Source organism: Pseudomonas sp. 39004, assembly GCF_028682155.1.
Classification (GTDB): Bacteria; Pseudomonadota; Gammaproteobacteria; order Pseudomonadales; family Pseudomonadaceae; genus Aquipseudomonas; species Aquipseudomonas capeferrum.
This window is the reverse complement of record NZ_JANIAG010000037.1, coordinates 1-26,158: the sequence shown is the minus strand read 5'-3', so window position 1 is coordinate 26,158 and position 26,158 is coordinate 1. Positions and strand designations below refer to the sequence as shown.

The following is a 26,158-nucleotide window of genomic DNA, read 5'->3' as shown; positions in this document are numbered from 1 at the left end:
GTGTTTTGAAATTTATTCTGAATCAATGAGTTAGCTCAACACGCTGGGAGTGTTTCGCATTTTCTGTATCAGAGCTGATACAGATTATCGAGGCCGAAGAGGCTGGAGCCAGCATGGGCATGGCTTGGAGGGATTTTGCAAGGGTGTTTCACGGACTTGACACTGCCCCCGAAACGGGGGAAACCCCCGCATTTGCGGGGACTATCACCCACCTGAGTGTGTCAGGGGCTTAACACTCGGTCGGGCAGGCTGGCGTATCGCTATCAAGCAGCGTAGCCACCGTTTGCAGCGCCTGCAACTGGCGTTGCGGCCAATTGCCATCAATCACCTGAAAGGTCTGCCGTTGGCGCTGCAACCAGTGCAGGCTGTCGTCGAAAAAGCGCTGGCGATCGGCCAAATCAGGGTGACAGCGCTGGCCATCGGCAACCCAGTCCACGCCTTGCGGGCTCAGTAACAGGTGCAGGTCGTAATGCCGAGCAAGCAAGGCTTGTTCCAGCCAGGCCGGGCAGTCGTCGAACAGGGCGCGGCTCCAGAGCATGTTGCTGAGCAGGTGGGTGTCGAGGATCAACAGCTCTGGGGCTTGCGCGCGGGCGCGGTCTTCCCATTCAAGCTGGCCGCGGGCGATGGCGGGGATGTCGGCGTAACAAGTATCACGGCCTTCCTGATCGATGAAATGGCGCACGTATTCGGCCACCACCCGCCCACCGAAATGCGCCTGGAGCACACCACTGAGCCAGCTCTTGCCACTGGATTCCGGCCCGCACAGCACCAGCACCTTCATGCTTGCACCAGTGCCGGGTCACGCCGCCATTCCAGCCAGCCGCGCACGGCGATCAGGGTAAGCACCGCGAAGAAGCCAGCGGTGAAGTACAACTGCTGATGCAGGTACTGGCCGACATAGACGATGTCCACCACCACCCACAAAGCCCAGCACTGCAGGCGCTTCTGGGCCATCCATAGCTGCGCGACCAGGCTGAAACCGGTCAGCGTGGCGTCCAGCCAGGGCAGGGCGGCGTCGGTCCAGTTGGCCATGGCAGCACCCAGGGCGGCGCTGAGCAGCGCGCCGATGGCCAGGCCGATACAGATCGCCCGGGTTTGCAGGCGCGTGACCTGGCGGGCGTCCTGCGAGCGGCCCGGGCGCTTCCACTGCCACCAGCCGTACAGCTGCAATATGGCGTAGGCCCCCTGCAGCAACATACCCGAATACAGTTTTACCTCGAAGAACAGCCAGCCATAGATCAGTACCATGACCAGGCCGATTGGCCAGCACCAGGCGTTCTGCTTGACGGTGAGCCAGACGGCGGTAACGCCGAGTACGGCGGCGATGAGTTCAAGGCCGGACATCGGCGATCCTTGGAGGGGCGAGAAGAGGGGCGCGATTGTAGCTTGTCGAGGGTGCCAGGAGTAGGTGCAGCGCACCTGCAACGCGGCACCCTCAAGGGCAAGGCCTCTCTATACGCGGAACTGCCGCAACAGTTGCTCCAACTCCTCGCTCAACCGCCCCAGCGCCGCCCCGGCATCACTCGACTGGCGCGCCGCTTCGGCGGTCTGCTGGGACAAGCCCGCAGTGTCCAGCACATTGCGGTTGATCTCTTCGACCACATGCGACTGTTGCAAGGTTGCACTGGCAATGGACGCATTGAGTGCAGTCAGGTTATGCAGCGCCTGGCTGATGGCATCCAGGCTGGCACCGGCCTCACGGGCCTGCTCGACAGTCTGGCGCGAGGCCTCGCTACTGGTGTCGATCGCCCTGACCGCAGCGTCCGACTGGCCTTGCAGGTGCTCGATCATGGTGTGGATTTCAGCCGTGGACTGGGCCGTGCGCTGGGCCAGCAGGCGCACCTCGTCGGCGACCACGGCAAAACCTCGGCCTTGCTCGCCGGCGCGGGCTGCTTCGATGGCCGCGTTTAGCGCAAGCAGATTGGTCTGTTCGGCAATGGAGCGGATCACGTCGAGCACGCCACCAATGCGCGTGCTGTGCCCGGCCAGGTCACGAATCACCTGGACTGCCTGGTCGATGGTCAGCGACAGGCGATCGATCTGTTCGAGGCTGCCATGAATGGCCTGCTGGCCATGCTCCACCTGTTGCTGCGCCGCGCGCATTTCGCCCGCAGCCTGCTCGGCCGTCTTGGCCACGTCTTGCACGGCATAGGTCACTTCGTTGACAGCCGTGGCAACCTGGTCCATCTGTTGTGACTGCTGGGCACTGTGCTGTTGCGCGGCACCGGCGTTGTCACCGACGTGGCCGGCGGACCGGGCCAGGTCGTGGGCGGCGCCCTGCAATTGGCCGACCACGCCCTGCAGCTTGCCGTTGAAGCGGTTGAAGTGCTCACCCAGGTGGGTGATTTCATCGCGGCCGTGGGTGTCCAGGCGCCGGGTCAGGTCGCTTTCGCCACTGGCGATGTTGCCCATGGCCTGCACGGCCTCTTGCAACGGGCGGGCGATACTGCGGGCAATCAGCATGACCAGCAGCGCCATCAGCAGGGCAATACCCAGGCCCACCAGCGAGGCATCGCGCAATTGCCGGGCGAATTCGGCCTGCACGTCATCGATGTACACGCCCGAGCCGATGACCCAGCCCCACGGCTTGAACAGCTGGATATAAGAGGTTTTCGCTACCGGCTCGCTGGCGCCGGGTTTGGGCCAGCGATAATTGACCGGGCCGGCGCCCTGGCTGCGGGCCAGGCTGACCATTTCGTTGAACACGGCAAAGCCGTCGGGGTCGCGAATGGCAGACAGGTCCTGGCCGTCGAGCTTGGGGTTGGCCGGATGCATGATCATCTTCGGCCCCAGGTCGTTGATCCAGAAATAGTCGTCGTGGTCGTAACGCAGCGCGCGCACCACCTGCAACGCTTGTTGCTGGGCGGCATCGCGGCTCAAGCTGCCGGCCGCCTCCAGGCCCTGGTAGTAGGCCAGTACACCGGCTGCAGTCTGCACCACATGGCGGGTTTTTTCAGCCTTGGCCTGGTACAGGTCGCCGTGGATCTGGCGCAGCATCAGCAGGCCCAGTACCACCAGCATGGCAACTGCCACCAGCAGGATCAGCCACAGACGGCGGCTGATCGACATCGATCTCAGGGTTTTCATCCAGGCACTCCCGCCTTGTTCTTGTTCTTCAGGTGCATCCAAGCATGCTTTGCGACAGCCCCCCACCCGACTAATGGCTAAGTGCTAGTCTAGGCGTACTCTGCAGCAGGCGGCGCAAGCCATTGCAAAGCCGCTCTGATAGGATTTCGGCCGCGCAAGATGAAACCTTTAGGCAGCGTGAACTTTTCCACTGGCATTGCGCCCAACAGTCGCTGTAAAACAGCCGGGCCGCGTGCGGCAACTTCAAGCAAATCAAGAACAAGGGGCCTGCAAGCAGCAGCGCTCCATCGGGGGAATGATGGATTTTTGGACTGCCTTACAGGCAATCATCTTAGGCGTGGTCGAAGGGTTGACGGAGTTCTTGCCGATCTCCAGTACCGGGCACCAGATCATCGTCGCCGACTTGATCGGCTTTGATGGCGAACGGGCCATCGCGTTCAACATCATCATCCAGCTTGCTGCGATCCTGGCCGTGGTGTGGGAGTTTCGCCGCAAGATTCTGGACGTGGTGTTCGGCCTCACCAGCCAGCCCACGGCCCGGCGCTTCACCGGCAACCTGCTGCTGGCGTTCATGCCGGCGGTGGTACTGGGCGTGCTGTTCGCCGATCTGATCCACGAATACCTGTTCAACCCGATCACGGTGGCAGCGGCCTTGGTAGTGGGCGGTGTGATCATGCTCTGGGCCGAGCGCCGCGAGCACCGCGTGGAGGTCGACCACGTTGACGAGATGCGCTGGAGCCATGCCTTGAAGATTGGCTTTGTCCAATGCCTGGCCATGATCCCCGGCACCTCGCGCTCCGGTTCGACCATCATCGGTGGTTTGCTGTTCGGGCTGTCGCGCAAGGCGGCTACCGAGTTCTCGTTCTTCCTGGCGATGCCGACCATGGTCGGCGCGGCGGTGTATTCGGGCTACAAGTACCGCGACCTGTTCCAGCCAAGCGATTTGCCGGTGTTCGCCATCGGTTTCGTGACCTCGTTCATCTTCGCCATGATCGCCGTGCGTGCGCTGCTCAAGTTCATCGCCAACCACAGCTACGCGGCGTTCGCCTGGTACCGCATTGCCTTTGGCCTGCTGATTCTGGCGACCTGGCAGTTTGGCTGGGTCGACTGGTCGACGGCGCACAGCTGACATGGCCAGGGCGCAAAACGAGGAGGGCGTACGCAACGTGCGCCTGAAGTTGCTGGTGTTGGGCGTGCTGTGCCTGCTACCGGGCCTGGGTGCGGCGCAGATGGCCTGGAACGATCAGTCCTGGCTGCCCTTGGCGCTGTACCCGGCGGTGAGCCTGATCAGCCTGCTGCTGTACTGGCAGGACAAGCAGCAGGCCCGCACCCAGGCCTGGCGCACGCCAGAGAACGTGCTGCATGCCAGCGAACTGTGCGGTGGCTGGCCCGGCGCACTGGTTGCCCAGCAGCTGTTTCGGCACAAGACGCGCAAAGTGTCGTATCAGCTGATGTTCTGGGGGATTGTGCTACTGCATCAGGTGTTCTGGCTCGATTACCTGTTCCTCGGGCGCCACCTGTTGTCTTGGCTCTGACGCCTCGATCAGAGCAGCAGCCCCACCTGCAGGCGCTTCGCCAGCCGCCGCACCACCAACTGGTGTGAGCGCTGCAGCAGGTCGCACAGCTCGTCGCGCCCCATGGGGTAAGGGAGCGCCATGCTGATCCATCGCGCCCGCGCCAGATACGGCGCGGGGCGCACGCCAGGGCGGTCGCAATAGCCCAGAAAAAGCTCATCGGCGACCTTGAACGACAACCCTGCACCCGCCAGGTCGAGCACGGCGAACATCTTGTTGCCTGCCACCGAAAACACCCGGATACCGCCCCATTTATAGTCTTCTCGAGCACCCGGCAGGCTCAGGCAGAAGGCTGCCACCTGCGCTTCAGTCATTTTTCGTTCAGACATAACGCTCTCCACAGGCCTCGAACGACGCCGCCAGATGATCGATCCACACGCGCACTGCGGGCAATACACCGCGCCGGTGTGGGTACACCGCCTGCAGATAGCCACCCGGCAGTTGCCAGTCGGGTAACAAGCGCACCAGCTCGCCACGTTCCAGTTCCTCTTCGCAGAACATGCTGGGCAGCGCAGTGAAGCCCAGCCCGGCGCGTACCGCGGCATTGCGCACCACGAAATCGTCGATGGCCAGGCGCGGTTCCAGGGCGATTTCCTGTTGGCGGCCATTGGGCCCGAACAGGCGGAAGTGCACCAGCCGGTCAGCCTCGGCAGCGCCCAGCACGGGCAACGAGGCCAGCTCGCCAGGCTCGCGAATGTGATCGGCAAAGCCCGGCGCGGCGACCAGTTGCATCTGAGCCTGGCGTAGCCGGCGCGTGACCAGGGCCGGGTCCTCATCGCCCAAGTCGCGCACACGCAGGGCGACGTCGATACCCTCGGAAATCAGATCGACTCGGCGGTTGAGCAGCACCATGTCCAGTTGCACCAGCGGGTACTGTTCGAGAAAGCGGCTGATCACGTCCGGCAAAAAGGCATGGGCCAGTGCCACCGGGCAGGAGACTCGCAAGCGACCGCGCGGCTCGCTGCTCATGCTGGCCACGGCCTCGTCGGCGGCTTCGGCTTCCAGCAGCATGGCCTGGCAATGGTGCAGGTAGCGCTCGCCCACAGCGGTCAGTTTCAGTTGCCGCGTGGTGCGCTGCAGCAGGCGTGTACCCAGGCGTTCTTCAAGTTCGGCGATACGCCGTGACAAGCGCGACTTGGGGATACCCAGCTGGCGCCCGGCAGCGGCAAAGCCGCCGGCCTCGACGACGCGGGCGAAATAGAAGAGGTCATTGAGGTCTTGCATGGGAATCTCTCACTGTTCCATCAGTGGGACAAACTAACGCATTTTTGCCTGCTTATCAGCTATTAGTCCTCCCGGTAGGATTCTCCCCATCATGATCGCCCACGCCGCGGTCTTCATTACAGGAGAGTCCCATGAAACTGTTGCACATCGATTCGAGCATCCTGGGCGACAATTCCGCCTCCCGCCAGCTGAGCCGCGAAGTGGTCGAAGGCTGGAAGGCCAGCAACCCGAGCCTGGAAGTGGTGTACCGTGACCTGGCTGCCGATGCCATCGCCCATTTCTCCGCCGCAACCCTGGTAGCCGCGGGCACCCCCGAAGACATGCGCGATGCGGCCCAGGCTTTCGAAGCCAAGCTGAGCGCCGAAACCCTGGAAGAATTCCTCGCCGCCGATGCCGTGGTGATCGGTGCGCCGATGTACAACTTCACCGTGCCGACCCAGCTCAAGGCCTGGATTGACCGTGTTGCCGTCGCCGGCAAGACCTTCCGTTACACCGAAGCCGGCCCTGAAGGCCTGTGCGGTGACAAGAAGGTGGTGCTGGTGTCCACCGCCGGTGGCCTGCACGCTGGCCAGCCGACCGGTGCTGGCCATGAGGACTTCCTCAAAGTGTTCCTGGGCTTCATCGGCGTCACCGACCTGGAGATCGTTCGCGCCCACGGCCTGGCCTACGGCCCAGAGCACCGCAGCCAGGCCATCGACGCGGCACAGGCGCAGATTGCCAACGAGCTGTTTGCCGCCGCCTGATTGCACCAGCCTCAAATCGCCGGCTTGCCGGCGATTTGAGGCGTATCAGGCTACCGGTATCGTCGGGTCAGCCGCCGCCAAGGCTGCTGCACGATCATTGGCAGCGGGCGGGTAGATCCAGACCGTGTTGATCTGCGACTTCAGCAACTTGGCCTCGGCCTTGTCTTCCGGGGGCGATACCTGGCGGTCCCACCCTTCGGTGTACACCGCGCCCCAGGCGCCCAGGTCGAGGCAGGTGACGTACTTGGGTTGGCTGTAGGTCATCGGTGCCACGCCAATCAACTCGGCAACCGCATTGTTGCCGGCGTAGCGGCCCAGTGGGATGGCATGCTGGCACGACATCACCGCATGGTTGCCTACCTCGTCGCAAGCTGCGTAGGCCACGTCGCCCGCCGCATAGACCGCGTCGTTGCCCTTGACCTTGAGGTTGCCGTCCACGTGCAACCGGCCTTGGCGGTCACGTTCGCCGCTGATCTGCTCGGTCAACGGGTTGGCCTTGAAGCCCACGGTCCAGATCACCGTGCTGGCATCGATGCGTTGCCCGTTGTCCAGCAGAACGCCGTCGGGGTCCACCGAGGCCACCGTGGCGCCACAGATCCATTCCACCCCCAATGCCTCGCAGGCCTGCTCGATCGCAGGGCGGATGCCGTCACCCAGGGCTGCGCCGACCCTGGCGCCACGGTCGATCACCACCACCCGCAGTGTTGCCTGCTCACCGAGAATGCTGCGCAAGCGCGCCGGCAGCTCGGTGGCAGTCTCGATACCGGTGAAGCCACCACCGGCCACCACCACGGTGTTACGGGCAGGCGTGTCTGGCAGGTTGGCCAAGGACTTGAGGTGCGTCTCCAGCCGTGCGGCGCTGTCAATCTTGTCGACATCGAAAACATGCTCGATGCCGACCATGTCCGGGCGGTTGAGCACACTGCCGCAGGCCACGATCAGGCGGTCATAGCCCAGTTCGCACTCGGTACCGCTTTGCGTGCGATAGCGCACGCGCCGGGCGGTTTCGTCGATGTGAAAGGCGGTGCCTTGGACGAAACGCACGTTGACCACTTCGAACAGCGCCTGCAGTGGCGCGGCCATGGTGTGTACATCAGGTTCGTAGAAGCGCGGGCGCACATGCAGTTCGGCCTGCGGCGCCAGCAGCGTCACCTCGACATCCTTGCGCGCGTTAAGGTCCAGCTGGCGTACGGCGCTGAGGGCGCTCCACAGGCCAGCAAAGCCCGCGCCAATGATCAGGATATTTTTCATCGTTGTGCTCCTGGAATGTCCGGGTAAACAAAAGTAGCCCGTCTTTGTGGACAACGATGTTACGAGTGACGAAGTTCTACACCCTAGGCCAAAGAACCCTGAATTTCGGCCAACGATAGATTGCGCGCAAAGCGCGCGCGGTAGTCGCGCGGGGTGACCGCAAGGTGGCGCTGGAACGCCAGGCGCATGCGCTCTTCGCTGCCAAAGCCGCATTGCCGGGCAATCTGCTCGATGTGGCTGTCGGCGCTTTCCAGCAGGCGGCGGGCGGCTTCCAGGCGGAACACTTCAATGGTCTTGGCCGGTGTGCGGCCGGTCTTGAGCTTGTACACCCGGGTGAAGTTGCGCACGCTCATGTGCGCTTGCTCGGCCAGGTGCTCGACGGTCAGGCGGGGGTTGGCAAGGTGCGCGTTCAGCCACAGGTGCAGTGCTTCGAATTCGCTGCAATCGCGCCCCTGCAGCTTGAGCAGTTCACTGAACTGCGCCTGGCCGCCGGGCCGCTTGAGAAATACCACCAGCTCGCGGGCCACTTGCATCGCGACTTCGCGGCCGCAGTCTTGCTCGACCAGGGCCAAGGCCAGGTCGATGCCGGCGCTGACGCCGGCAGAAGTCCACACCGTACCTTGCTGAACGAAGATCGATTCGTGGTCCACCTGCACCGCAGGGAAGTCGCGGCGTAGCACCTCGCACATCGCCCAGTGGGTGGCGGCGCGGCGCCCGTCAAGCAAGCCCGCGCTGGCCAGCAGAAAGGTACCGCTGCATACCGAGGCCGTACGCCTGGCCTTTACTGCGGCGCGGCGCAGCCAGGCGACCAATGCGGCGTGGTCGGGGAGGGTGCGGATGATATCCGGTGCGCCCGGTACTACCAGGGTGTCGACGGCCTGCGCCATCACGGCGTCCAGTGTTTCAGTCGCCACCGCCAGGCCTTCGGCGGTTGGCTGCAGGCCGCCGTCGAGGCTTGCAGTGTGCAGTCGATAGCCCGGCCGGCCCTGTGCAGCCATGGCTTTGGTGGCAGCCCAGAACACCGTCTGCGCACCCGTGAGGTCGAGCAGGCCCATTTGCGGGTAGGCGACGAAGACAACGGCGCGCGGGTGGTCGACCGGTTGCAACGCAGGCTCGAGCTGCTGGGCGTGTTCAGTCATAGGCAGATGACCTGATCGAAAGGGGCCGTGTGGCGGCTTCAGAACGTCGGTGGCGTGATGACCCAGATCACCACGGCATCCACGTCACCGGGGTTGCCATAACGATGGGGTTCCTGGCTGGAGAAGCTGAAACTGTCGCCTTCACCCAGCTGAAAGTGCCGCTCGCCTACCCACAATTCAAAACTGCCGCTGAGCAAATAGCCAGCCTCTTCGCCGTCATGGCTGTAACTCTGCTGGCTATAGGTGCCCGGTGGAAAGCGCGAATGAAGGATTTCCAGCTGGCGGTTGGGTTGCGGCGTGAGCAGCTGGTCGACGATGCCGTCTTCGTAGTGCACGCTGAGGCGGCTGTTACGGCGTACCACGTAGCCCTGGTCCTCGGGTGCGGTACTGGCCTCGCTGGCAAAAAACCACTGGATCGTCACCCCCAGGCTGCGGGCGATGTTGAACAGCGCCGGGATCGACGGGTAAGACAGGTTACGCTCCAGCTGGCTGATGTAGCCGGCCGTCAGTTCGCTCTGTGCGGCCAGCTCCGCCAGGGTCATGCCGCGGCGCTTGCGCAGGCCGCGGATGCGGGTGCCCAGGAACTGCGGGGCGCCGCCGCCGTCTTCGGTGGCGCAGGGGGGCTGCGAGGGTTGGCTCATGCGCATCGGTCCATCGGGAAAGCGGCAGTATGTACAGCCTCAGAGCGCCCAGGCAACCGTCAGGCCATCGTGAATCGCCTCTTCTGCAGTACGCGGCGCCAGGCAGTCGCCGATGCGCCGCACTTCCACCAGGCCGTCCAGCTCCGCCGCCAGGGTGTCATTGGGCTGGTGGCCCAGGCACAGCACCAGGGTGTCGATGCCTTCAAAGATCATCGGTTCGCCGCTGGCCGTGTGCTGCAGGTACACGGTGTTGTCGTCGCAGCCGTAGAGGCGGGCGTAGGGGGTGATGGGGATGCCCAGGCGATGGAGCTCGCCAGCCAGTTGATCGCGTACATACAACGGCAGGTTTTCCCCACAGTGGGTGCCGTTGACCGCCAGTTGCACCTGATGCCCCTCGCGCACCAGGCGCTCGGCGATGCCAGGGCCTATCCAGTCGCAACGCCAGTCGATGACCAGTACCGAACGCCCGAGTTTGACCTCGTTGCGCAACACTTGCCAAGCATCCACCACCTGCAGGTCACCGGCGCGCTCGAACGCCGGCCAGTAGGGCGTGGCGCCGGTGGCGGCGATCACCAGGTCAGGGCGCTCGCGCTCGACCAGTGCGCGGTCGACTCGCGTGTGGCGCACCACCTCCACGCCTGCCAAGGCCATTTCCCGTTGCAGGTTGGTGCTGGCGCCGCCGAACTCGCTGCGCCGGGGCAGCAGTTGTGCCAGCAACACTTGGCCGCCCAGTTGCGGGCCGGCTTCAAAGAGTGTGACGTGGTGCCCGCGCGCGGCGGCGACGGCTGCTGCCTTCATGCCCGCCGGGCCGCCGCCTGCCACCAGGATCCGTTTGGGCGAAGGGGTTGGCGTCAGGTGGCCGTACTGCAGTTCGCGGCCGGTTTCCGGGTGCTGGATACACGATATCGCCAGGCCGCGATGGAAGTGTCCGATGCAGGCCTGGTTGCAGGCAATGCAGGCGCGCACGTCTTCGACCTGGCCGTGCTCGGTCTTGTTCGGCATCAGCGGGTCGCAGATCAGCGCGCGGGTCATGCCACACACGTCGGCCTGGCCACGCGCCAGGATCAGCTCTGCCTCCTGCGGCTGGTTGATGCGCCCGGTGACGAACAGCGGAATGTCCAGGCGCTGTTTGAACGTGCCGGCTTCGCGTGCCAGGTACGCAGGCTCGATGGCCATGGGGGGTACGATATGCACCGCACCGCCCAGCGACGCCGAGGTACCGGCGACGATGTGCAGGTAGTCGAGCTGGCCTTGCAGCGCTTCGGCGGCGGCCAGCGACTCGTCCTCGCTCAGGCCTTCGCTGTCACGTTCGTCGGCGCTGATGCGCAGGCCGACGATGAACTGCTCGTCGGTGGCAGCACGCACGGCCGCCAGGACTTCGCGCAAAAACCTCAGGCGCTGCGCCAGGTCGCCGTTGTAGCCATCGGTACGCAGGTTGACCCGCGGGTTGAGAAACTGCGCGGGCAGGTAGCCATGGCTGGCCACTACCTCGACGCCATCCAGCCCCGCCTGGTACAGGCGCCGCGCCGCGCTGGCATAGCCCTGGACAATTTCATCGATCATCGCCTGGTCCAGCGCGCGCGGCATCACCCGGAAGCGTTCATTTGGCACCGACGAGGCTGAGTAGGCGACCGCCAGCAAGCCATCGGCAGACTCCATGATCTCCCGCCCAGGGTGGAACAGTTGCGAGAGCACCACCGTACCGTGCTCATGGCAGGCTTCGGCCAAGCGCCGGTAGCCTTCGATGCAGGTATCGTCGGTAGCCATCAGCACGTGCGAGGTGTAGCGGGCGCTGTCGTGCACGCCGGCCACCTGCAGCACGATCAGGCCGACCCCACCTGCGGCTCGGGCACGCTGGTAGGCGATGAGCTTGTCGTTGACCAGGTTGTCGGTGGGCAGGCAGGTGTCGTGGCCCGTGGACATGATGCGGTTTTTCAGGCGTTTGCCGCGAATCTGCAAGGCTTCAAACAGGTGCGGGAAGGCGGTTTGCATACAGGCGGCTCCGGTGAGGTGTTGTTCTTGTTTTGGTTATGAAAGTGTAGCTACAGTAAAAAATCAACTTGTTTTTTTACTTTGGCGCAGCTAGGTTTTTCATCACCCTCCGAGGAGGGCGTGACCTCACAACAACAAGAAATCGGGCCCCACGGGCACCGGCAGGAGGAAACCTCGATGCATGCATTCCCTCGCAGTACCGGCCTTTGCGCAGCGCTTCTGGCTTTGGGGCTAGGCAGTGCGCAAGCGGCGCCGCAGATGGTTGTGGTCGGCTATGGCGGCGCCGGTCAGAAAGCCCAGGATGAGGCGATCTTCAAACCGTTCAGCGCCAAGGACGGCAGCCAGTTGATCCAGAGCGAGTACAACGGCGAAATGGCCCGCATCCAGGTGATGGCCGATACCGGCAACGTCGACTGGGACGTGGTGCAGATCGAAGGGCCCGACCTGATGCGCGGTTGCGATGAGGGCATCTACGAGCACCTCGACTGGCAGCGCCTGGGCCATGCCGCCGAGTTGATCCCGGACGCCGCCCAGGACTGTGGGTCTGCCGCGTTGGTGTGGAGCGTGGCGATCGCCTATGACCGCAACAAGCTGGCCCAGGCCCCGGCCTCGTGGGCCGACTTCTGGGACGTGCAGAAGTACCCGGGCAAGCGCGGCCTGCGCAAGCGTGCGGTGTACAACCTGGAGTTCGCCTTGTTGGCCGACGGGGTCAAGGTCGAGGATGTCTACACGGTGCTGTCAACGCCTGCCGGGGTCGACCGCGCCTTTGCCAAGCTCAGTGAGCTCAAGCCCTATGTGCAGTGGTGGGACGCCGGTGCCCAGCCGGCGCAGTGGCTGGCTGCCGGCGATGTGGTGATGACGTCTACCTACAGCGGGCGCATCGCCGTGGCGGCCCAGCAGGGCAGCCCGCTGGCACTGGTGTGGCCGGGCAGCCTGTATGGCATGGACTATTGGGCGATCATCAAGGGTTCGCGGCATGTCGACCAGGCCAAACGGCTGATCGCCTATGCCAACCAAGCCGATACCCAGGTGCGTTACGTCGAGCAGATCCCTTACGGGCCAACCAATACTCAGGCAGCGGCCGAGCTCGCGCCGTCCTTGGCCAGCTGGGTGCCGACATCGCCGCAAAACCTGGAAGGGGCTTTGGCGATGAATGTGGAGTTCTGGGTTGACCATGGTGAAGAACTGGAACAGCGATTCAATGCCTGGGCCAGCAAGTAACCTGACGTTCAATGCTGCCCTTCTACAGGACCAACGATAAATGACCCTTACCGAACAGACCCTGCGTCAGGAGCTGGCTGCCTGTTATCGACTGGTCGCCCACTTTCGCATGAGCGACCTGATTTTCACTCATATATCCCTGCGTGTGCCCGGGCCGGATCACCACTTTCTGATCAACCCGTACGGTTTGCTGTTCGACGAGATCACGGCCTCCAACCTGGTAAAAATCGACCTGCATGGGCAGCCTGTAGCGCCGACCACGCACCCGGTCAACCCGGCCGGGTTCGTCATCCACAGTGCTATCCACGCAGCCCGTGAAGACGCCCACTGCGTGCTGCATACCCACACCCGTGCTGGGTGCGCGGTGGCGGCGCTGGCGTGCGGCCTGCTGCCGGTGAACCAGATGTCCATGGAGTTCCATGGCAAGGTGGCCTACCACGATTATGAAGGTATTGCCCTGGACCTGGATGAGCAGCAGCGGTTGGTCGCCGACCTCGGGGGCAGGCCGGTGATGATCCTGCGTAACCATGGGCTGCTGACGACCGGCCGCAGCGTTGCCGAAGCGTTCTTGCGCATGTACTACCTGGAAAAGGCCTGCGAGATCCAGTTGGCGGCGCAAAGTGCCGGGCAGCTGATACTGCCGCCTGCCGCCGTGTGTGAACGGACCGAGCGGCAGTTCAATGCACCGATGCAGGGGCTGAAACAGGGGGAGTTGTCAGACCCGGATGCAGTGGCGCTGGCATGGGGGGCATTGCTGCGGATGCTGGAGCGGGTAGCGCCAGGTTACCGGGACTGAGGCCTGGCGGGCCGGCGCGGCTCCTGTAGGCGCGGCCTTGCCGGGGCGCCGGACCGGTCGGAACGGTGCGCAAAGCGCCACCCACTGTTGCGCAACCCTACCTCCCAACTGTGCTGGTCCCTCGAAAAGGAATAGCCTTATGCTGTAACGAAATATGTCCAGAAAGATTGAAGAAGGATGTCGCAATGCCACTCAAGGACCTGCTGATCGCCCTGGTGGTGATTATTGCGTGGGGAGTCAACTTCGTGGTCATCAAGGTAGGCCTGGATGGCCTGCCGCCGATGCTGCTGGGGGCATTGCGCTTCTTGTTGGTGGCCTTCCCGGCAGTGTTGCTGGTCAAGCGCCCGAAACTGCCGTGGCGCTGGCTGATCGCTTATGGCGCGACCATTTCCCTGGGGCAGTTCGCTTTCCTTTTCCAGGCCATGTACAGCGGCATGCCGCCGGGGCTGGCGTCGTTGATCCTGCAATCCCAGGCATTCTTCACGCTGGGGTTTGCCGCGTTGTTTCTGGGCGAGCGACTGCGCCTCGCCAGCCTGCTGGGGCTGCTGGTGGCCGCCAGCGGCTTGGCGCTGATCGGCAGCGAGGATGGTGGCCATGTGCCGATGCTGGCGCTGGTGCTGACCCTCTGCGCGGGCGCGATGTGGGGCGTGGGCAACATCATCACGCGGCGTTTCGGCTCGGTCGACCTGGTGGCGCTGGTGATCTGGGGTGGGTTGATTCCACCGCTGCCGTTTCTGGCCTTGTCGTGGTGGCTGGAGGGGCCTGAACGCATCGGCCATGCCCTGGCCAATATTGGCTGGAGCTCGGTACTGGCGTTGGCGTACCTGGCATTTGTCGCCACCATGCTCGGCTATAGCCTGTGGAGTACCTTGTTGTCGCGCCACCCGGCCGGCAAAGTGGCGCCGTTCTCGTTGCTGGTGCCGGTTATCGGCCTGAGCGCTTCGGCGTGGTTGCTCGGCGAGCGCCTGACCGAGCTGCAGGGCTGGGGGGCGCTGCTGGTGATGCTTGGGCTGCTGGTGAACGTGTTTGGCGCCAAAATTGGCCAACGGTTGCGGGCGGCTAGCGCGCACTGAGGGCCGGGTGCTCTGTTAGAATCGGCGCTTTTCGCCAGGCCAACGGAGCACCGTCATGATCATCTCTACCACCAGCCAGCTCGAAGGCCGTCCTATTGCCGAGTACCTGGGCGTCGTCAGCTCCGAATCGGTGCAGGGCATCAACTTCGTGCGCGATTTCTTTGCCCGTTTTCGCGACTTCTTCGGTGGCCGTTCGCAAACCCTGGAAAGCGCCCTGCGCGAGGCCCGCGAGCAGGCCACCGAGGAGTTGAAGGCGCGGGCACGGCAGTTGCACGCCGATGCAGTGGTGGGCGTGGACTTCGAAATCAGCATGCCGTCGGTGCAGGGTGGCATGGTCGTGGTATTCGCCACCGGCACGGCGGTCAGGTTGAAATAAGGCATTGTGCCACTGGTCGGTTCCAGGGTTTTAGTCTGGGCGGTCCGCAAATGACCAGCTAGTCTCACTTTTACCGGGCGCGTTCACCTAGGCAACGTATCTGCTTGCCGACGCGACCTCACTGGAGGGAGACAGGGCATGAGCGAATCCTTTTTCGAAGACCTGAACGACGCATTCCCGATCAACAGCCAGGTGCGTTGCGGCCAGTCGGCATTCCGCCTGGGTTTCGCCCACATGACGCTGGATGACTCGGAACAGCTTCAGCCTGCACATCTGCAGCGCAGCAAAAAGGGCCGCTTCATGCCGCGGGTTCCGCTGAAAAAGTGATCCCGCTCCAGCAACCCCGCCGAACGGCGGGGTTTTTGTTGATATTCGTTGACGCTGCTCATGGCATCGCCGGGTTGCACTCGCCGGATAGCCGTGGATGTGGTTTTCTGGCGCGGCATTTCAGCAAAGGGAGATTGAATGCTCATGCGAGTCAGGGAAGAGACCTATTGGCAGTGGGCGGACGCTCAACTGCACAGCCGCAGCCACGATGAAGCGCTCAGTGACGGGACCACGCTCGACGTGCAGGTGCGCCTATCGCGCCTGGGCGCTACCCAGCTGTTTCTCGGTATCTACGCTGGGAATGGCCGGGCATTGCTGGAAGAGTATTACCCAGCGCGCCCGGGTGAGACCATGACCCGGGCGTTGGTCTGGGGCGTCGAGCGGGCCCGCGCGCTGGCCACCGGCGCATTGCCCTTGCCGGCCATGGCGCGCACGCGTCGGCGGGCATGAAAAAGCCCGGCCTTTGCGGGCCGGGCTCAATGGCGGGTGAGGCCACTCAGTTGAGTGGTTCGATCACCTTGACTGCCCCCCGCTCACGGGCGGCGGGCCATTCTTGTTGCAGGGTCTGCAGGACGCGGCCAACGAACTCGGTGTCGGCGGCGGCCTTCTTGCCGACGTAGCCCTGGCCACGGCGGTAGACCTTGAAGCGTGCACGCATGCTTGGCAGGTGCTCTTCGAATTCATCTTCGATGGTGTTCGGTGGCAGGCGGTCGAGACGCACCTCACCGGTCTGGCTGACCCACAGCAGATGGTCGTCGAGGCTGTCTTTGCGCACGGCGAACAGCTGGGCCAATTGGTCGATTGTGGGATTGTTGTTCAAGTTCATCATAAAGCCCCCATTACCCATTCGTAGGTGATTTTCACAGTTGGCGCTACCACGGTGTAGCGCACTACCAACGCTGCTACAGCAGCATCGCAACAGGGGCTTTCACACGCTGCCTTTTGGACAGTTCCCTCTCCACGGACGGCCTGCGTTACCGCGCAGGCCGTCTGGAACACCCTTGCCACCGCTCCCGATCGGGGAGACAGCCTCATCATGCCCAAGGGCGATGAACGGCGTCAACCGTTTTGTAGTGAATATTTTTGCTCACTACATCTTGTCCGACAATCCTGTCGGAAGGGCCTGTCAGTGGTCGAGGGACGAGAGAATCCGGTACGCGGCGCGCACGCGTGCCTCGTTGGGATAGTTGCGGTTGGCAAGCAGTACGATGGCTTTGCCTTGCGCCGGAATGAACGCCACATAGGCACCGAAACCGTTGGTGGCGCCGGTCTTGTTGTACCAGGCGTCAGGCACGGCCGGGAGCGCGGGGTTGAGGCGGCGGGTGGCCTGCGGCGCAAGGGCGAACTTGGAACTGTTGCCGTTGACCAGGGTGTCGAGTGACGCTGGGTAGGGGTAACGTTCCCAGCCCAGGCCTTGGGTCATGCTACCGACCTGGAAGTAGCCGGCCTGGGTAATGGCGGCAGCCTTTTGCAGGGCTGGCGCAAGTTCGGCCGGTTGCATGTGCAGGCGCACGTAGCGCAGCAGGTCGGTGGCGCTGGTCTTGATGCCATAGGCCGCATCGGCAAAGGGCCCCGCGCTGACGCGCACCGGCTGGTCATGCGCGTCGTACCCTTGCGCATAGAGCCGCTGTGCATCGGCCGGAACGTGCAGGTAGGTGTGCTTGAGGCCCATTTGCGGGAGAAGCCCCTCGGTCATCAGCTCGGCGAATGGGCGGTGCTGCGCGCGCGCCGCCAGGTCACCGAACAACCCAAGGCTGGGGTTCGAGTAGCAGCGCTGGGTGCCGTGTTTGGCAACGGGTTGCCAGTGGCGGAAGAAGGCCAGCACCTGTTCGTCTGTGTGCACCGCGTCGGGGAACTGCAATGGCAGGCAGTCGGCGCTGTAGGCACCGAATTCCAACACGCTGGCTTCGCCCAGCGGCGTGCCGGCGAGGGCGGGCTGGTAGCGCTGGGCAGGGGCGTGTAGGTCAAGCTTGCCTTCGGCGCTGGCCAGCGCCGCAAGCGTGGCGGTGTAAGTCTTGCTCAGTGAGCCGACCTCAAACAGGGTATCGGCGCTAACCGGCGAGTTATCGGCCTTATTGGCCACGCCATAGTTGAAGTAATGCGCCTGGCCATCGGCGTACAGCGCCACTGCCATACCGGCGATTTGGTGTTCCTGCATGAGCGGCCGGATGACCTCGTCGACCTGGGCCTGCAGTGGATCGGCCGCCTGCGCGGTGATTGCACTCATGGCAAGTGCAGCCGCGAGAGGGAAGGGCGCGAGGCGATAGCGTGGCATCAAGTACTCCTTTGTCCGTTGAGCGATACCGGTGGGGGTTCCGGCGTTAGCGAAAATTAACCCGAGACCTTATCGTCTGCCGTTGCATAACGACAAGACGGAAACTGTTATGAAGTATTTGCGCATGTTATTCGATAATTTCACCCTGGCCTTGCTGGGGGTGGTGCTTATCGCCACCGTGCTGCCTTGCTCGGGCGACGGGGCGGTGTATTTCGGCTGGCTGACGAACCTGGCTATCGGCCTGCTGTTCTTCCTGCACGGTGCCAAGCTGTCGCGCGAAGCGATCATCGCCGGCGCCGGGCACTGGCGCCTGCACCTGCTGGTGTTCTCCTGCACGTTCGTGCTGTTCCCCTTGCTGGGGCTGGCATTCAAGCCGTTGTTCGTGCCGCTGGTGGGCAACGAGCTGTACCTGGGCGTGCTGTATCTGTGTGCGTTGCCAGCCACGGTACAGTCGGCCATTGCCTTCACCTCGCTGGCCCGCGGCAACGTGCCGGCAGCCATTTGCAGCGCGGCGGCTTCCAGCCTGCTGGGTATCTTCCTCACGCCATTGCTGGTGATGATGCTGCTGGGCGCCAGCGGTGATACCGGCTCAGGGCTGGATGCGGTGCTGAAGATTACCCTGCAGCTGCTGGTACCCTTCGTAGCCGGGCAGATCGCCCGCCGCTGGATTGGCGCGTGGGTCAAGCGCAACGCGCGCTGGCTCAAGGTCGTGGACCAGGGTTCGATCCTGCTGGTGGTCTACACCGCGTTCAGCGAGGCGGTGGTTACCGGCCTGTGGCACACGGTGTCGCCACAACATCTGGCGGGGCTGTTTGTCGTCTGCGGGATCTTGTTGGCGGTGGTGCTGTACGGTACCCGCCTGCTTGGCAAACTGCTTGGCTTCGACCTGGAAGACCGCATCACCATCCTGTTCGCCGGTTCGAAGAAGAGCCTGGCCACTGGAGTGCCGATGGCTCAGGTGCTGTTCGTGGGCAGTGGCATTGGCGCGATGATCCTGCCGCTGATGCTGTTCCATCAGATCCAGCTGATGGTCTGCGCGGTGCTGGCGCAGCGTTATGCCAGCCGTGAGGGGTTGGCCGAAAAGGCTCCTGCGGCGTCATGATGTGTGTGTAGGAGCGGCCTCGCCGGGAGGCCGCTCCTATACGTTACCTTGCCTGGCCGGAACTGCGCTCTCGGAGCGCCTTGGCCACTTCGGCCTCTATCTTGTAAGCGGGCCCTTCAAGCTCATTGAAATCACGTGTGTAGCGCCGGGCGAATTCCTCTACCCCCAGCAGCTGGTACTGCTGCACGTGCTTGAGCTCGTGCGCCCACAGCGCCACATTGTCTTCGGCATCGCTGGCATGGCGGAAGATGATCGTGTCGATCAACGTCACCGCATTCACGTCGGGATTCTGCAGCATGGCATTGGCTGCGCTCATCTGCTGTTCGTCGCCCACCCTGAAGCGAACGGCATCGAGCACGGCGAAGTCATACCAGGGCTCAAGCTGGGCGCGGATGTGCAGGGGCATCGGTTCACTGCCGCTGGCATTGGCTTCGTCGCGGGCCTGGCGCAATGCGTAGGCCAGGCTGGTCGACGCCATGGCTTCCACGTCCTTGAGGATCTGCCCGGCCTGCCCTGGGTCGACCGGGGCGCAAAAACACCCCATCAGGCATACCTGATACTGCCCCGGCGGGCAGGCTTGCTCGGCCAGCACCGGCGCGCTCAGGAATAGGCCAAGCAACAGGTTAACGGGTTTCATTCAAGGCCTTTTCAACGAACGTGCGGCTGGCGTCCAGTACCTGCGATTGCACCGCCTCACTGGCCAGCATGCGCCCGACCAGCAACGCGCCGACGCATTGGCTGATCAATACCCAGGCCAACGCTTCATCCTCCAGTGTGGCAGCCCAGGCCTTGTGCAGGTCGACCAGCCAATGCTCGGCCACCTCTCGCACTGCAAGGTCTGCCCGAGCGATTTCCACCCCCAGCGGCGGCAAGGGGCAGCCACCTTCGGCATTGTGCAAGTGAGCCAGGCTCAGGTACTGCTGCAGGCAACGGCCAAGGCGTTCGCGGCTGGCGCCTTGGCTGGCCAGGCGTGTCAGTGGGCTGTTGCAGAGTTCCTGACGCACCACTTCGGTGAACAGATCATCCTTGGACGGGAAGTGGTTGTAAAAGGCACCGCCGGTCAGCCCGATGGCCTTCATCAGCCCGGCCACGCCGGTGCTGGTAAAGCCACCGCGTTTGGCTAGCGCACCGCTGGTGGCCAACAGCTTTTCCCGGGTTTGTTGCTTGTGCTCGCTGGAATAGCGCATTCACGAACCTCTGCGCACTGGCTTGACGATGGGGCCGATCATAACATAGCGTTCGTTTACTAAACGATCATTCACCAAAGAGGCACACATGACTCGACAACAAAAAGTAGTGCTTGTGATCGGCGCGGGGGATGCCACCGGAGGCGAGATTGCCAAACGGTTCGCCAGGGAGGGCTACGTCGCCTGCGTCACCCGCCGACAGGCTGACAAGCTGCAACCGCTGCTGGACGAAATACGCGCAGCGGGCGGCCAGGCCCATGGCTTTGGCTCCGATGCGCGCAAGGAAGATGAGGTAGCGGCGCTGGTGGAGACCATCGAGCGTGATATTGGCCCGATCGAGGCGTTTGTCTTCAATATCGGCGCCAATGTGCCTTGCAGCATTCTCGATGAAACGCCACGCAAGTACTTCAAGATCTGGGAAATGGCCTGTTTTGCCGGGTTTCTGACCGCTCAGGCAGTGGCCCGGCGCATGGTGGTGCGTGAACGCGGCACGATTCTGTTTACCGGCGCTACCGCAGGTACACGGGGTGCCGCCGGCTTTGCCGCATTTGCCGGCGCCAAGCACGGCCTGCGGGCGTTGGCGCAGAGCATGGCGCGTGAGTTGGGGCCGCGCAATATCCATGTGGCCCATGTGGTGGTGGATGGTGCCATCGATACCGCGTTCATTCGTGACAGCTTCCCCGAGCGCTACGCCCTGAAGGACCAGGATGGCATCCTCGACCCGGCCAACATTGCCGACAGCTACTGGTTCCTTCACGCCCAGCCGCGAGACGCCTGGACATTCGAACTGGACCTGCGCCCCTGGATGGAACGCTGGTAAGCCCCCTCATCGATCAAGGACCATATCCATGACCAATACCGTCGAATTCTTCTTTGACCTGGGCAGCCCGGCCAGCTACCTGGCGTGGACGCAACTGCCGGCTATTTGCGCCCGCCAAGGTGCAACGCTGCACTACCGGCCCATGCTGCTGGGCGGGGTGTTCCAGGCCACCGGCAATGCGTCCCCGGCAATGATCCCGGCCAAGGGTCGCTACATGTTCACCGACCTGGGGCGCTTCGCTGCCCGCTACAGTGTTCCGTTCGGGCTGCCGCCGGGGTTTCCGCTCAATACCCTGATGCTGATGCGCGGGGCAATCGGCACGCAGTTGCAAGACCCGCAGCGCTTCGAGGCGCTGTTGAAGGCATTGTTCACTGGGATGTGGGGCGAGCGGCGGAATCTGGGTGACGCGGCAGTGTTGCAACAGACCCTGGAACAGGCCGGCTTCGACATTGCCGCATTCAGTGCGCTGGCGGGCGACGCGCAAGTGAAGGCTGCGCTCAAGCAGGCGACGGAGGATGCGGTGGCGCGCGGCGTGTTTGGCGCACCGACCTTCTTTGTTGGCGATGAGATGTTCTTTGGGCAAGACCGCCTGGACTTTGTCGAGGACGCGCTGCGTCAGCGTGCCAGGCGTGTTTCCAGCTGAGTGCGCTCCCACTGGCTGAGCAGGTCGGCCGGGTTGGTGCCGTAGCGGTACCAGTCTTCAAGCCCGGCTTGATCGCCGTTGGGTGCCTGGCAGTGGACGCAATGGGCAAGGCCTTCAGCGTCCACGGCCAGGGTCATCTGCCAGCCTTCGATCGTCACATCGACCAGGCCATCGTGGCGGTGAGCGCTTATTTGCAGGGCGTGAACACCCAGGGCTGCGTCGCGCAAGCGCTGATAGGCTTCCCGCGTGCTCACGGTACCGCTACGGCTCACTGTCAGAAATTCGCCGGGGTATTGGCGCTGATGATCTCGGCCTCATCCTGGCCGATGTTCTTGAAGCTGTGGGGCAGGGTGGTGGGGATGTAGTAGCCATCGCCCGAATTGAGCACGCTGACCTGGCCATCGACCCACAATTCGACCGTGCCACGGGTGACCAGGCCGCACTCTTCGCCTTCTGCATGCACGATCGGCTCGCCCGAGTCGGCGCCCGGTGCGTACAGCTCGCGCAACATGCGCATCTGCCGTGCCTCGACACTGGCGCCGACCAGCAGCATGCGCAGGCCGTTGCGGCCCAGGTCTGGTTGCTCGCTGGCGCGGAACACGAAGCGCTCTTCCCTTACTGGCTCGTCGAAGCTGAAGAACTCCGCCAGGCTCATCGGGATGCCTTCGAGCAGTTTTTTCAGGGAGCTGACCGAAGGGCTGACGCGGTTCTGTTCGATCTGCGAGATCGTCGAGTTGGTCAGCCCGCTGCGGCGGGCCAGTTCCCGTTGGGAGAGGTTGTTGCGTTCACGCACCAGTTTGAGTCGCGTCCCCGTGTCCATAGCCGCCTTGTAATCAGAGGTGTCAAAAATAATGAGCGACGCATTAAAACACACTCTGCACGCTTGCGCGCTGTGCTTATCAGGCCCGCTTCTCGCGTGGCATCGGCCATAGCCCGACCAGCAGCAAAAGTGCAGCCACCGCCAGGAACGGCAAGCGCGGGTCGAGGGCATACACCAGCGTGCCGGCCAGTGGCCCGATTACCGCGCCCATGCCCTGGGCAGCGCCGATCGAACCGGCGGTGGCACCTTGTTCAGAGGCTTGCATGGCATTGGCGGCGAGTGCCGAGAATGCCGGGAACACAAAGCCCATGCCGGCGGCGGCGACGAAGTAGCAGGCCCACAGCCAGGGCGCCGTGGTCGCCAGTGCGCCGCAGGCAAAACCGACCGCCGAGACACTGGCACCCACCCGAATCATTTTCAATGGCGGCCACTCCAGTTGGCGCAGCACCACCTGCGCCAGGATCAGTGCCACACCCACCGTGGTCAAGGCGATGCCGGCAGCCTGGGCGGCCTCGGCCGGGCCCAGGTGCAGGCGGTCGAGGGCGAAGAAGCCGACGGTGATTTGCGACACCGTGACACTGAGCATGGCGCTGAAGGCCACCAGCAAAGGCCGGCGCAGGCGCGGATCGCTCAAGTGCACAGGGCTGGGCGCGTGGCTTTTGGCCAGTGCCTGTGACTTGAGGGTGAACAGCAGCACGAAGAACGCGCAGGCCGGCAGCAGCGACATGAGGTGGAACGGCAGGCTCAGGCTGTGCCGCGCCAGCAGTGCGGCCAGGGCCGGGCCCAGCACCAGGCCGACGGCGTTGGCGGCCCCCAGCGAGGCCATGGCCCGCGCCCGCTGCTGCGGTTCGACATGGTCGGCGATCATTGCATTGCAGGCCACCGGGATGGCGGCATAGAACGCCCCGATGCACCCGCGGGCGAGCATCAGGCCAATAAAGGCCAGGGTTGCGCCCGGCAGCCAGCGCAGCGCGCCTTCGACGAACAGGCACAACAGCCAGTAGGCGAGGGTGAAGCCTGCGCTGCCAAGCAGCAGCACGCGCCGGCGCCCGAGCCGGTCGGCCGCGCGGCCCCAGGGGCGGGCCAGCAGTACCCAGACCACACCGGCCACGGTCACGGCGGCACCGGCTTGCCAGGTGGCCATGCCGAGTTGGCGGGCGATCGGGCCGATCAGGGCGACGAAGGCCATCATCGACATGGTACAGGCCATGTTGGCCAGCAGCAGTGGGCGTAAGTCCAGGGTGCTGGCAGGAACGAGAGTGGCAGGATCCTTTGCGACGTTCATAGGGCAGTCCAGAGTTTTTAGCGAAAAGTATGCCGATCTTAATAAGAAGCATTATCGATTGCCGAACACCCTGGACCGCTTCGGCTCAGTCGCTGCGACGCAGGGGGCCAGGCCACATGCTACGCAAGACGCTGTCGCGGCGCACCAAGGCATGCATCAGGGCTGCGCCCAGGTGCAGCACAACCGTCGCGAACAGCAGGTAGCCGGCCCAGCCGTGGGCTTGGCGCAGCACGGCATACAGCTGAAGGTCATGCGGGGCGATCGCAGGCAACTGCAGGGGCCGCGGGTAACCGCCGGCCGAAAGCATCGCCCAACCCAGCAGGGGCATGGCCAGCATCAAGGCATAGAGCACCAGGTGCGAGGCCCCGGCGGCGAGCCGTTGCAGCGTTGGCAGGTCGCGTGGCAGCGGTGGGTGAGGCAGCGTCAAGCGCAGGGCAATACGCAGCAGCACCAGTACCAGCAAGGCCAGGCCTGTTGCCTTGTGCAGCTCGATCAGCAACGGATGGCGCAGTGACAGGTCGCTGACCATGCTCACGCCGATGAACAGCATGGCCACGATCAGCACGGCCATCAGCCAGTGCAGCAGGCGAGCGAGGGGATGGAAGGCTTCGGGTTTCATGGGCGGGCTCCGGTGCCGAGCGATTCGCGGCTACGGCGGTTGAACGATTCCGAATACGCGGCCGAACGGGCGGCGAGGATCGGGTCGGCGGTCGCTTCGATGCCATGGGGCAAGATCAGCGGGTCGAAGTTCAAGTCTCGGCAAGCGCCTTGTTCAGCCGCGTCCACCTGTTCGAGCACGAGCGTGCCGGCATCCACGCTGCGTCGTTGTGCAGGCCAGGGGCTGGCGGGGTCGTCCACGGCGTCGCCGGGCTCGGCCAGGACCAGGCGCAGGGTCCAGCGCAGCGGCCCTTGGGCCAGGCGCTGTTGCAGGTCATGCTGCAGGAACAGTTTGTCGTCCACCTGCCCTGGCAGCGCCGTAAACGCCGTCTGCGGCTCCAGTTGCCAGCGCACTGGCTGGGCCGCCCCGGCGGCGTCGATCAGGCGAAAGGCATTGATGCTGTGGTACTGGGTACTGGCAAAGCTGTTGCTTGGCTTGTAGCTCGCGGCCCACTGGCGGAACGCCGCGCTTTCAGGGTGAGCTGCGAAGAACGCCTGCTGCCTGGCCGGGTCCGGTTTGCCGGTGGCTGGGTCAGGCGTGCTCGCCAGTACCTGTTCATAGAAGGCTTGCGGCGTGCTCACCGCCAGCACGGGCGGGTTGTTCATGCCGGTACGCCAGACCTGCCCGTCGTCGCTGCTCAACTGAAGCGCCAGGCTGCGCACCGGGATGGCGGTGTCTGGCGCATAAGGGTTGGCGCCACCGATGGCGAAGCGGCCGATCACCGGCACCCGTGCCTGGCTGAACACCCGCGCCGTGGACAGGCTGGCAGCCTGCCCGCTGGCCTGGAAGTAGCCACTGACGCACAGGCCTTTGGCGTGGTTCTTGCGGTAGCCCGGGTAGTGCCCGGCCTGGGCTTCGAAGGTGTCGATGATGCGCTGCGGCGTCAGCTTGGCTGCGCCGATCCAGCCCGCGGCATAGGCAAAGCCGACGCCCGCTGCCAGCATCACAGCGCCGATGGCGACCAGGCGCAGGGCCTTGGCGGGGCCGTGCAAGGGTGAGTTCATGGTTGTCGTCCGGTTCAGTGAAGATGCCGGTACGACGGGGCAGGGCAAAACTTATTCCCTGGGAGGGAATAGATTTTGTTGCCGGGCGTCTGCCCCATACACTGACAACCCCAGAGGCCGGGACATTTGCCATGCACGATCTGGACGAACACCAGTGGCGCGAGCTGCTTGCACGTCTGCGCCGCTTTGCCTTGTGGTTGACGCGCGAACCCGGCAGCGCCGACGACCTGGTGCAAGCCACCGTCGAGCGCGCCTTGAGCCGCCATGGTCAGCAACGCGAGGCAGAGGCGCTGCGCGCCTGGCTGTTCACCATCCTTTACCGGCTGTTTCTCGACGGCAAGCGTCGCGACCGCCTGCATGCCCGTTGGCTGTCCTGGTTTGGCCGTGCCGAGGTGGAAAGCGAGCCGGTCGGCGGCAATATCGAGGCCATCGTCCTGGCCCAGGCTGACCTGCAGGCGTTTGCCCGGTTGTCTGCCGAGCAGCGTGCCTTGCTGTTGCTGGTGAGCATCGAAGGCTTGAGTTACAAGGAGGCCGCCCAGGCTTTGGGCATCCCCATCGGTACTGTGATGTCGCGCTTGTCGCGCGCCCGCAATGCCTTGCGCGAACTGACCGAGGGCAACCCTCAACCCCCGGCCTTGCGGAGACTGAAATGACGCGCCTGATCCCCAGCGAAGACGAATTGCATGCTTATGTCGATGAACGCCTGGCGCCGGGGCGTCGGGCCGAAGTGCAGGCCTGGCTTACGGCCAACCCGCAGCAAGCGGCCAGGGTCGAGGCGTGGCGCAGTGATGCCCGCCGCCTGCGTGCGGCATTGGCCGGCCTGGGTGAACAACCAGGGGCTGCGCAACTCGACCTGGGCCAGCTGCGCCTGCGGCTGCGCCAGCGTCGTCAACGGCGCTGGGCGTCGGCGGCGGTGTTGC

General features: G+C 64.0%; 32 protein-coding genes. 14 read left to right on the top strand and 18 right to left on the bottom strand.

Annotated features, from left to right (window positions below):
• Positions 1-229 precede the first annotated feature (229 nt).
• From NP534_RS09300 to mcpP, 3 genes are all read right to left on the bottom strand, one after another.
• Entirely contained in the window at positions 230-781 is a 552-nt protein-coding gene (locus NP534_RS09300; RefSeq protein ID WP_274098543.1) for an AAA family ATPase, read from the bottom strand.
• Positions 778-1,344: a nicotinamide riboside transporter PnuC gene (gene pnuC, locus NP534_RS09295; RefSeq protein ID WP_274098542.1), complete on the bottom strand. Its 567-nt coding sequence runs from the start codon at positions 1,342-1,344 to the stop codon at positions 778-780. Before pnuC ends, NP534_RS09300 begins: the two co-directional genes overlap by 4 nt.
• 108 nt (positions 1,345-1,452) lie before the next feature.
• A complete protein-coding gene (gene mcpP, locus NP534_RS09290; RefSeq protein WP_274098541.1) occupies positions 1,453-3,087 on the bottom strand; it encodes a methyl-accepting chemotaxis protein McpP in 1,635 nt (544 codons plus the stop codon).
• 298 nt (positions 3,088-3,385) lie between these two features.
• Here mcpP and NP534_RS09285 point away from each other — a divergent pair, with 298 nt between their 5' ends.
• The gene (locus tag NP534_RS09285) at positions 3,386-4,216 is read left to right on the top strand and encodes an undecaprenyl-diphosphate phosphatase (protein ID WP_274098540.1); all 831 of its coding nucleotides are present in this window, start codon (positions 3,386-3,388) and stop codon (positions 4,214-4,216) included.
• Position 4,217: 1 nt separating this feature from the next.
• Positions 4,218-4,622 carry a DUF1294 domain-containing protein gene (locus NP534_RS09280; RefSeq protein ID WP_274098539.1) on the top strand — a complete coding sequence of 135 codons (405 nt, stop codon included), beginning with the start codon at positions 4,218-4,220 and terminating at the stop codon, positions 4,620-4,622.
• 8 nt (positions 4,623-4,630) lie between these two features.
• Here NP534_RS09280 and NP534_RS09275 read toward each other — a convergent pair whose 3' ends face one another.
• Both NP534_RS09275 and NP534_RS09270 read right to left on the bottom strand, forming a co-directional pair.
• Entirely contained in the window at positions 4,631-4,990 is a 360-nt protein-coding gene (locus tag NP534_RS09275; protein ID WP_274098538.1) for an MmcQ/YjbR family DNA-binding protein, read from the bottom strand.
• Positions 4,983-5,885 (bottom strand): LysR substrate-binding domain-containing protein, encoded by a 903-nt coding sequence (locus NP534_RS09270; RefSeq protein WP_033698334.1) that lies wholly within the window; start codon positions 5,883-5,885, stop codon positions 4,983-4,985. Before NP534_RS09270 ends, NP534_RS09275 begins: the two co-directional genes overlap by 8 nt.
• Positions 5,886-6,016: 131 nt before the next feature.
• On the opposite strand from NP534_RS09270, the gene NP534_RS09265 reads away from it, so the two are divergent.
• On the top strand, positions 6,017-6,628 hold the full coding sequence (locus tag NP534_RS09265) for an FMN-dependent NADH-azoreductase (RefSeq protein ID WP_274098537.1): 612 nt from the start codon (positions 6,017-6,019) through the stop codon (positions 6,626-6,628).
• A 45-nt stretch (positions 6,629-6,673) separates the two neighbouring features.
• Here NP534_RS09265 and NP534_RS09260 read toward each other — a convergent pair whose 3' ends face one another.
• The 4 genes from NP534_RS09260 to NP534_RS09245 all read right to left on the bottom strand — a co-directional run bounded on the left by NP534_RS09260 (position 6,674) and on the right by NP534_RS09245 (position 11,651).
• Positions 6,674-7,879, bottom strand: a complete 1,206-nt coding sequence (locus NP534_RS09260) for an NAD(P)/FAD-dependent oxidoreductase (protein ID WP_274098536.1) — start codon at positions 7,877-7,879, stop codon at positions 6,674-6,676.
• Positions 7,880-7,962: 83 nt separating this feature from the next.
• Positions 7,963-9,018, bottom strand: a complete 1,056-nt coding sequence (locus NP534_RS09255; protein ID WP_274098535.1) for a GlxA family transcriptional regulator — start codon at positions 9,016-9,018, stop codon at positions 7,963-7,965.
• A 38-nt stretch (positions 9,019-9,056) separates the two neighbouring features.
• The gene (locus NP534_RS09250; RefSeq protein ID WP_274098534.1) at positions 9,057-9,659 is read right to left on the bottom strand and encodes a helix-turn-helix domain-containing protein; all 603 of its coding nucleotides are present in this window, start codon (positions 9,657-9,659) and stop codon (positions 9,057-9,059) included.
• A gap of 39 nt (positions 9,660-9,698) precedes the next feature.
• Positions 9,699-11,651: an oxidoreductase gene (locus NP534_RS09245; RefSeq protein ID WP_274098533.1), complete on the bottom strand. Its 1,953-nt coding sequence runs from the start codon at positions 11,649-11,651 to the stop codon at positions 9,699-9,701.
• A 177-nt stretch (positions 11,652-11,828) separates the two neighbouring features.
• Between NP534_RS09245 and NP534_RS09240 the strand changes: the two genes are divergently transcribed.
• The 6 genes from NP534_RS09240 (at position 11,829) to NP534_RS09215 (ending at position 15,894) form a co-directional block, all read left to right on the top strand.
• A complete protein-coding gene (locus NP534_RS09240; protein WP_274098532.1) occupies positions 11,829-12,872 on the top strand; it encodes an ABC transporter substrate-binding protein in 1,044 nt (347 codons plus the stop codon).
• A gap of 40 nt (positions 12,873-12,912) precedes the next feature.
• Positions 12,913-13,668 carry a class II aldolase/adducin family protein gene (locus NP534_RS09235; RefSeq protein ID WP_274098531.1) on the top strand — a complete coding sequence of 252 codons (756 nt, stop codon included), beginning with the start codon at positions 12,913-12,915 and terminating at the stop codon, positions 13,666-13,668.
• A 185-nt stretch (positions 13,669-13,853) separates the two neighbouring features.
• Entirely contained in the window at positions 13,854-14,741 is an 888-nt protein-coding gene (locus NP534_RS09230) for an EamA family transporter (RefSeq protein ID WP_274098530.1), read from the top strand.
• A 55-nt stretch (positions 14,742-14,796) separates the two neighbouring features.
• Positions 14,797-15,117, top strand: a complete 321-nt coding sequence (locus NP534_RS09225) for a YbjQ family protein (RefSeq protein WP_008098148.1) — start codon at positions 14,797-14,799, stop codon at positions 15,115-15,117.
• A gap of 138 nt (positions 15,118-15,255) precedes the next feature.
• Positions 15,256-15,444: a hypothetical protein gene (locus NP534_RS09220; protein WP_033698317.1), complete on the top strand. Its 189-nt coding sequence runs from the start codon at positions 15,256-15,258 to the stop codon at positions 15,442-15,444.
• 138 nt (positions 15,445-15,582) lie between these two features.
• On the top strand, positions 15,583-15,894 hold the full coding sequence (locus tag NP534_RS09215) for a hypothetical protein (protein WP_047583027.1): 312 nt from the start codon (positions 15,583-15,585) through the stop codon (positions 15,892-15,894).
• Between the two features lie 46 nt (positions 15,895-15,940).
• Here the strand turns inward: NP534_RS09215 and NP534_RS09210 are convergent, their stop codons facing one another.
• Together NP534_RS09210 and ampC are read right to left on the bottom strand one after the other, a co-directional pair.
• Positions 15,941-16,273, bottom strand: coding sequence for a hypothetical protein (locus tag NP534_RS09210; protein ID WP_033698313.1), 333 nt, complete (start codon positions 16,271-16,273; stop codon positions 15,941-15,943).
• 297 nt (positions 16,274-16,570) lie between these two features.
• Positions 16,571-17,719 (bottom strand): class C beta-lactamase, encoded by a 1,149-nt coding sequence (gene ampC / locus NP534_RS09205; protein WP_274098529.1) that lies wholly within the window; start codon positions 17,717-17,719, stop codon positions 16,571-16,573.
• Between the two features lie 109 nt (positions 17,720-17,828).
• Between ampC and NP534_RS09200 the strand changes: the two genes are divergently transcribed.
• Positions 17,829-18,821 (top strand): bile acid:sodium symporter family protein, encoded by a 993-nt coding sequence (locus tag NP534_RS09200; protein WP_033698311.1) that lies wholly within the window; start codon positions 17,829-17,831, stop codon positions 18,819-18,821.
• Between the two features lie 43 nt (positions 18,822-18,864).
• Here the strand turns inward: NP534_RS09200 and NP534_RS09195 are convergent, their stop codons facing one another.
• Positions 18,865-19,458 carry an eCIS core domain-containing protein gene (locus tag NP534_RS09195; RefSeq protein WP_274098528.1) on the bottom strand — a complete coding sequence of 198 codons (594 nt, stop codon included), beginning with the start codon at positions 19,456-19,458 and terminating at the stop codon, positions 18,865-18,867.
• Complete coding sequence (locus NP534_RS09190) at positions 19,445-20,008, bottom strand: TetR/AcrR family transcriptional regulator (RefSeq protein WP_274098527.1); 564 nt, start codon at positions 20,006-20,008, stop codon at positions 19,445-19,447. The genes NP534_RS09195 and NP534_RS09190 overlap by 14 nt, the downstream gene beginning before the upstream one ends.
• 88 nt (positions 20,009-20,096) lie before the next feature.
• Here NP534_RS09190 and NP534_RS09185 point away from each other — a divergent pair, with 88 nt between their 5' ends.
• Both NP534_RS09185 and NP534_RS09180 read left to right on the top strand, forming a co-directional pair.
• On the top strand, positions 20,097-20,828 hold the full coding sequence (locus tag NP534_RS09185; RefSeq protein ID WP_274098526.1) for an SDR family oxidoreductase: 732 nt from the start codon (positions 20,097-20,099) through the stop codon (positions 20,826-20,828).
• A 28-nt stretch (positions 20,829-20,856) separates the two neighbouring features.
• Positions 20,857-21,471 carry a 2-hydroxychromene-2-carboxylate isomerase gene (locus tag NP534_RS09180; protein WP_274098525.1) on the top strand — a complete coding sequence of 205 codons (615 nt, stop codon included), beginning with the start codon at positions 20,857-20,859 and terminating at the stop codon, positions 21,469-21,471.
• On the opposite strand, the gene NP534_RS09175 is transcribed toward NP534_RS09180, so the two are convergent.
• The 5 genes from NP534_RS09175 to NP534_RS09155 form a co-directional block, all read right to left on the bottom strand.
• Positions 21,444-21,743 (bottom strand): DUF7693 family protein, encoded by a 300-nt coding sequence (locus NP534_RS09175; protein ID WP_274098524.1) that lies wholly within the window; start codon positions 21,741-21,743, stop codon positions 21,444-21,446. The two genes, NP534_RS09180 and NP534_RS09175, sit on opposite strands and share 28 nt — an antisense overlap.
• 2 nt (positions 21,744-21,745) lie before the next feature.
• Positions 21,746-22,291 (bottom strand): cupin domain-containing protein, encoded by a 546-nt coding sequence (locus NP534_RS09170; protein WP_027594799.1) that lies wholly within the window; start codon positions 22,289-22,291, stop codon positions 21,746-21,748.
• Positions 22,292-22,370: 79 nt separating this feature from the next.
• The gene (locus NP534_RS09165; RefSeq protein WP_274098523.1) at positions 22,371-23,576 is read right to left on the bottom strand and encodes an MFS transporter; all 1,206 of its coding nucleotides are present in this window, start codon (positions 23,574-23,576) and stop codon (positions 22,371-22,373) included.
• Positions 23,577-23,661: 85 nt separating this feature from the next.
• On the bottom strand, positions 23,662-24,195 hold the full coding sequence (locus tag NP534_RS09160; protein WP_274098522.1) for a cytochrome b: 534 nt from the start codon (positions 24,193-24,195) through the stop codon (positions 23,662-23,664).
• Entirely contained in the window at positions 24,192-25,238 is a 1,047-nt protein-coding gene (locus NP534_RS09155; protein ID WP_274098521.1) for a catalase family peroxidase, read from the bottom strand. The genes NP534_RS09160 and NP534_RS09155 overlap by 4 nt, the downstream gene beginning before the upstream one ends.
• A 131-nt stretch (positions 25,239-25,369) precedes the next feature.
• Between NP534_RS09155 and NP534_RS09150 the strand changes: the two genes are divergently transcribed.
• Both NP534_RS09150 and NP534_RS09145 read left to right on the top strand, forming a co-directional pair.
• Positions 25,370-25,891, top strand: a complete 522-nt coding sequence (locus tag NP534_RS09150) for a sigma-70 family RNA polymerase sigma factor (protein ID WP_033698297.1) — start codon at positions 25,370-25,372, stop codon at positions 25,889-25,891.
• The coding region (locus NP534_RS09145) for an anti-sigma factor family protein (protein ID WP_443201076.1) at positions 25,888-26,158 on the top strand (271 nt) is incomplete at its 3' end. The genes NP534_RS09150 and NP534_RS09145, both read left to right, overlap by 4 nt.

Excerpts from the sequence above, each read along its gene's own strand:
- NP534_RS09300 (WP_274098543.1), bottom strand. The coding sequence starts at position 781 with ATGAAGGTGCTGGTGCTGTGCGGGCCGGAATCCAGTGGCAAGAGCTGG.
- pnuC (WP_274098542.1), bottom strand. The coding sequence starts at position 1,344 with ATGTCCGGCCTTGAACTCATCGCCGCCGTACTCGGCGTTACCGCCGTC.
- mcpP (WP_274098541.1), bottom strand. The coding sequence starts at position 3,087 with ATGAAAACCCTGAGATCGATGTCGATCAGCCGCCGTCTGTGGCTGATC.
- NP534_RS09285 (WP_274098540.1), top strand. The coding sequence starts at position 3,386 with ATGGATTTTTGGACTGCCTTACAGGCAATCATCTTAGGCGTGGTCGAA.
- NP534_RS09280 (WP_274098539.1), top strand. The coding sequence starts at position 4,218 with ATGGCCAGGGCGCAAAACGAGGAGGGCGTACGCAACGTGCGCCTGAAG.
- NP534_RS09275 (WP_274098538.1), bottom strand. The coding sequence starts at position 4,990 with ATGTCTGAACGAAAAATGACTGAAGCGCAGGTGGCAGCCTTCTGCCTG.
- NP534_RS09270 (WP_033698334.1), bottom strand. The coding sequence starts at position 5,885 with ATGCAAGACCTCAATGACCTCTTCTATTTCGCCCGCGTCGTCGAGGCC.
- NP534_RS09265 (WP_274098537.1), top strand. The coding sequence starts at position 6,017 with ATGAAACTGTTGCACATCGATTCGAGCATCCTGGGCGACAATTCCGCC.
- NP534_RS09260 (WP_274098536.1), bottom strand. The coding sequence starts at position 7,879 with ATGAAAAATATCCTGATCATTGGCGCGGGCTTTGCTGGCCTGTGGAGC.
- NP534_RS09255 (WP_274098535.1), bottom strand. The coding sequence starts at position 9,018 with ATGACTGAACACGCCCAGCAGCTCGAGCCTGCGTTGCAACCGGTCGAC.
- NP534_RS09250 (WP_274098534.1), bottom strand. The coding sequence starts at position 9,659 with ATGAGCCAACCCTCGCAGCCCCCCTGCGCCACCGAAGACGGCGGCGGC.
- NP534_RS09245 (WP_274098533.1), bottom strand. The coding sequence starts at position 11,651 with ATGCAAACCGCCTTCCCGCACCTGTTTGAAGCCTTGCAGATTCGCGGC.
- NP534_RS09240 (WP_274098532.1), top strand. The coding sequence starts at position 11,829 with ATGCATGCATTCCCTCGCAGTACCGGCCTTTGCGCAGCGCTTCTGGCT.
- NP534_RS09235 (WP_274098531.1), top strand. The coding sequence starts at position 12,913 with ATGACCCTTACCGAACAGACCCTGCGTCAGGAGCTGGCTGCCTGTTAT.
- NP534_RS09230 (WP_274098530.1), top strand. The coding sequence starts at position 13,854 with ATGCCACTCAAGGACCTGCTGATCGCCCTGGTGGTGATTATTGCGTGG.
- NP534_RS09225 (WP_008098148.1), top strand. The coding sequence starts at position 14,797 with ATGATCATCTCTACCACCAGCCAGCTCGAAGGCCGTCCTATTGCCGAG.
- NP534_RS09220 (WP_033698317.1), top strand. The coding sequence starts at position 15,256 with ATGAGCGAATCCTTTTTCGAAGACCTGAACGACGCATTCCCGATCAAC.
- NP534_RS09215 (WP_047583027.1), top strand. The coding sequence starts at position 15,583 with ATGCTCATGCGAGTCAGGGAAGAGACCTATTGGCAGTGGGCGGACGCT.
- NP534_RS09210 (WP_033698313.1), bottom strand. The coding sequence starts at position 16,273 with ATGATGAACTTGAACAACAATCCCACAATCGACCAATTGGCCCAGCTG.
- ampC (WP_274098529.1), bottom strand. The coding sequence starts at position 17,719 with ATGCCACGCTATCGCCTCGCGCCCTTCCCTCTCGCGGCTGCACTTGCC.
- NP534_RS09200 (WP_033698311.1), top strand. The coding sequence starts at position 17,829 with ATGAAGTATTTGCGCATGTTATTCGATAATTTCACCCTGGCCTTGCTG.
- NP534_RS09195 (WP_274098528.1), bottom strand. The coding sequence starts at position 19,458 with ATGAAACCCGTTAACCTGTTGCTTGGCCTATTCCTGAGCGCGCCGGTG.
- NP534_RS09190 (WP_274098527.1), bottom strand. The coding sequence starts at position 20,008 with ATGCGCTATTCCAGCGAGCACAAGCAACAAACCCGGGAAAAGCTGTTG.
- NP534_RS09185 (WP_274098526.1), top strand. The coding sequence starts at position 20,097 with ATGACTCGACAACAAAAAGTAGTGCTTGTGATCGGCGCGGGGGATGCC.
- NP534_RS09180 (WP_274098525.1), top strand. The coding sequence starts at position 20,857 with ATGACCAATACCGTCGAATTCTTCTTTGACCTGGGCAGCCCGGCCAGC.
- NP534_RS09170 (WP_027594799.1), bottom strand. The coding sequence starts at position 22,291 with ATGGACACGGGGACGCGACTCAAACTGGTGCGTGAACGCAACAACCTC.
- NP534_RS09165 (WP_274098523.1), bottom strand. The coding sequence starts at position 23,576 with ATGAACGTCGCAAAGGATCCTGCCACTCTCGTTCCTGCCAGCACCCTG.
- NP534_RS09160 (WP_274098522.1), bottom strand. The coding sequence starts at position 24,195 with ATGAAACCCGAAGCCTTCCATCCCCTCGCTCGCCTGCTGCACTGGCTG.
- NP534_RS09155 (WP_274098521.1), bottom strand. The coding sequence starts at position 25,238 with ATGAACTCACCCTTGCACGGCCCCGCCAAGGCCCTGCGCCTGGTCGCC.
- NP534_RS09150 (WP_033698297.1), top strand. The coding sequence starts at position 25,370 with ATGCACGATCTGGACGAACACCAGTGGCGCGAGCTGCTTGCACGTCTG.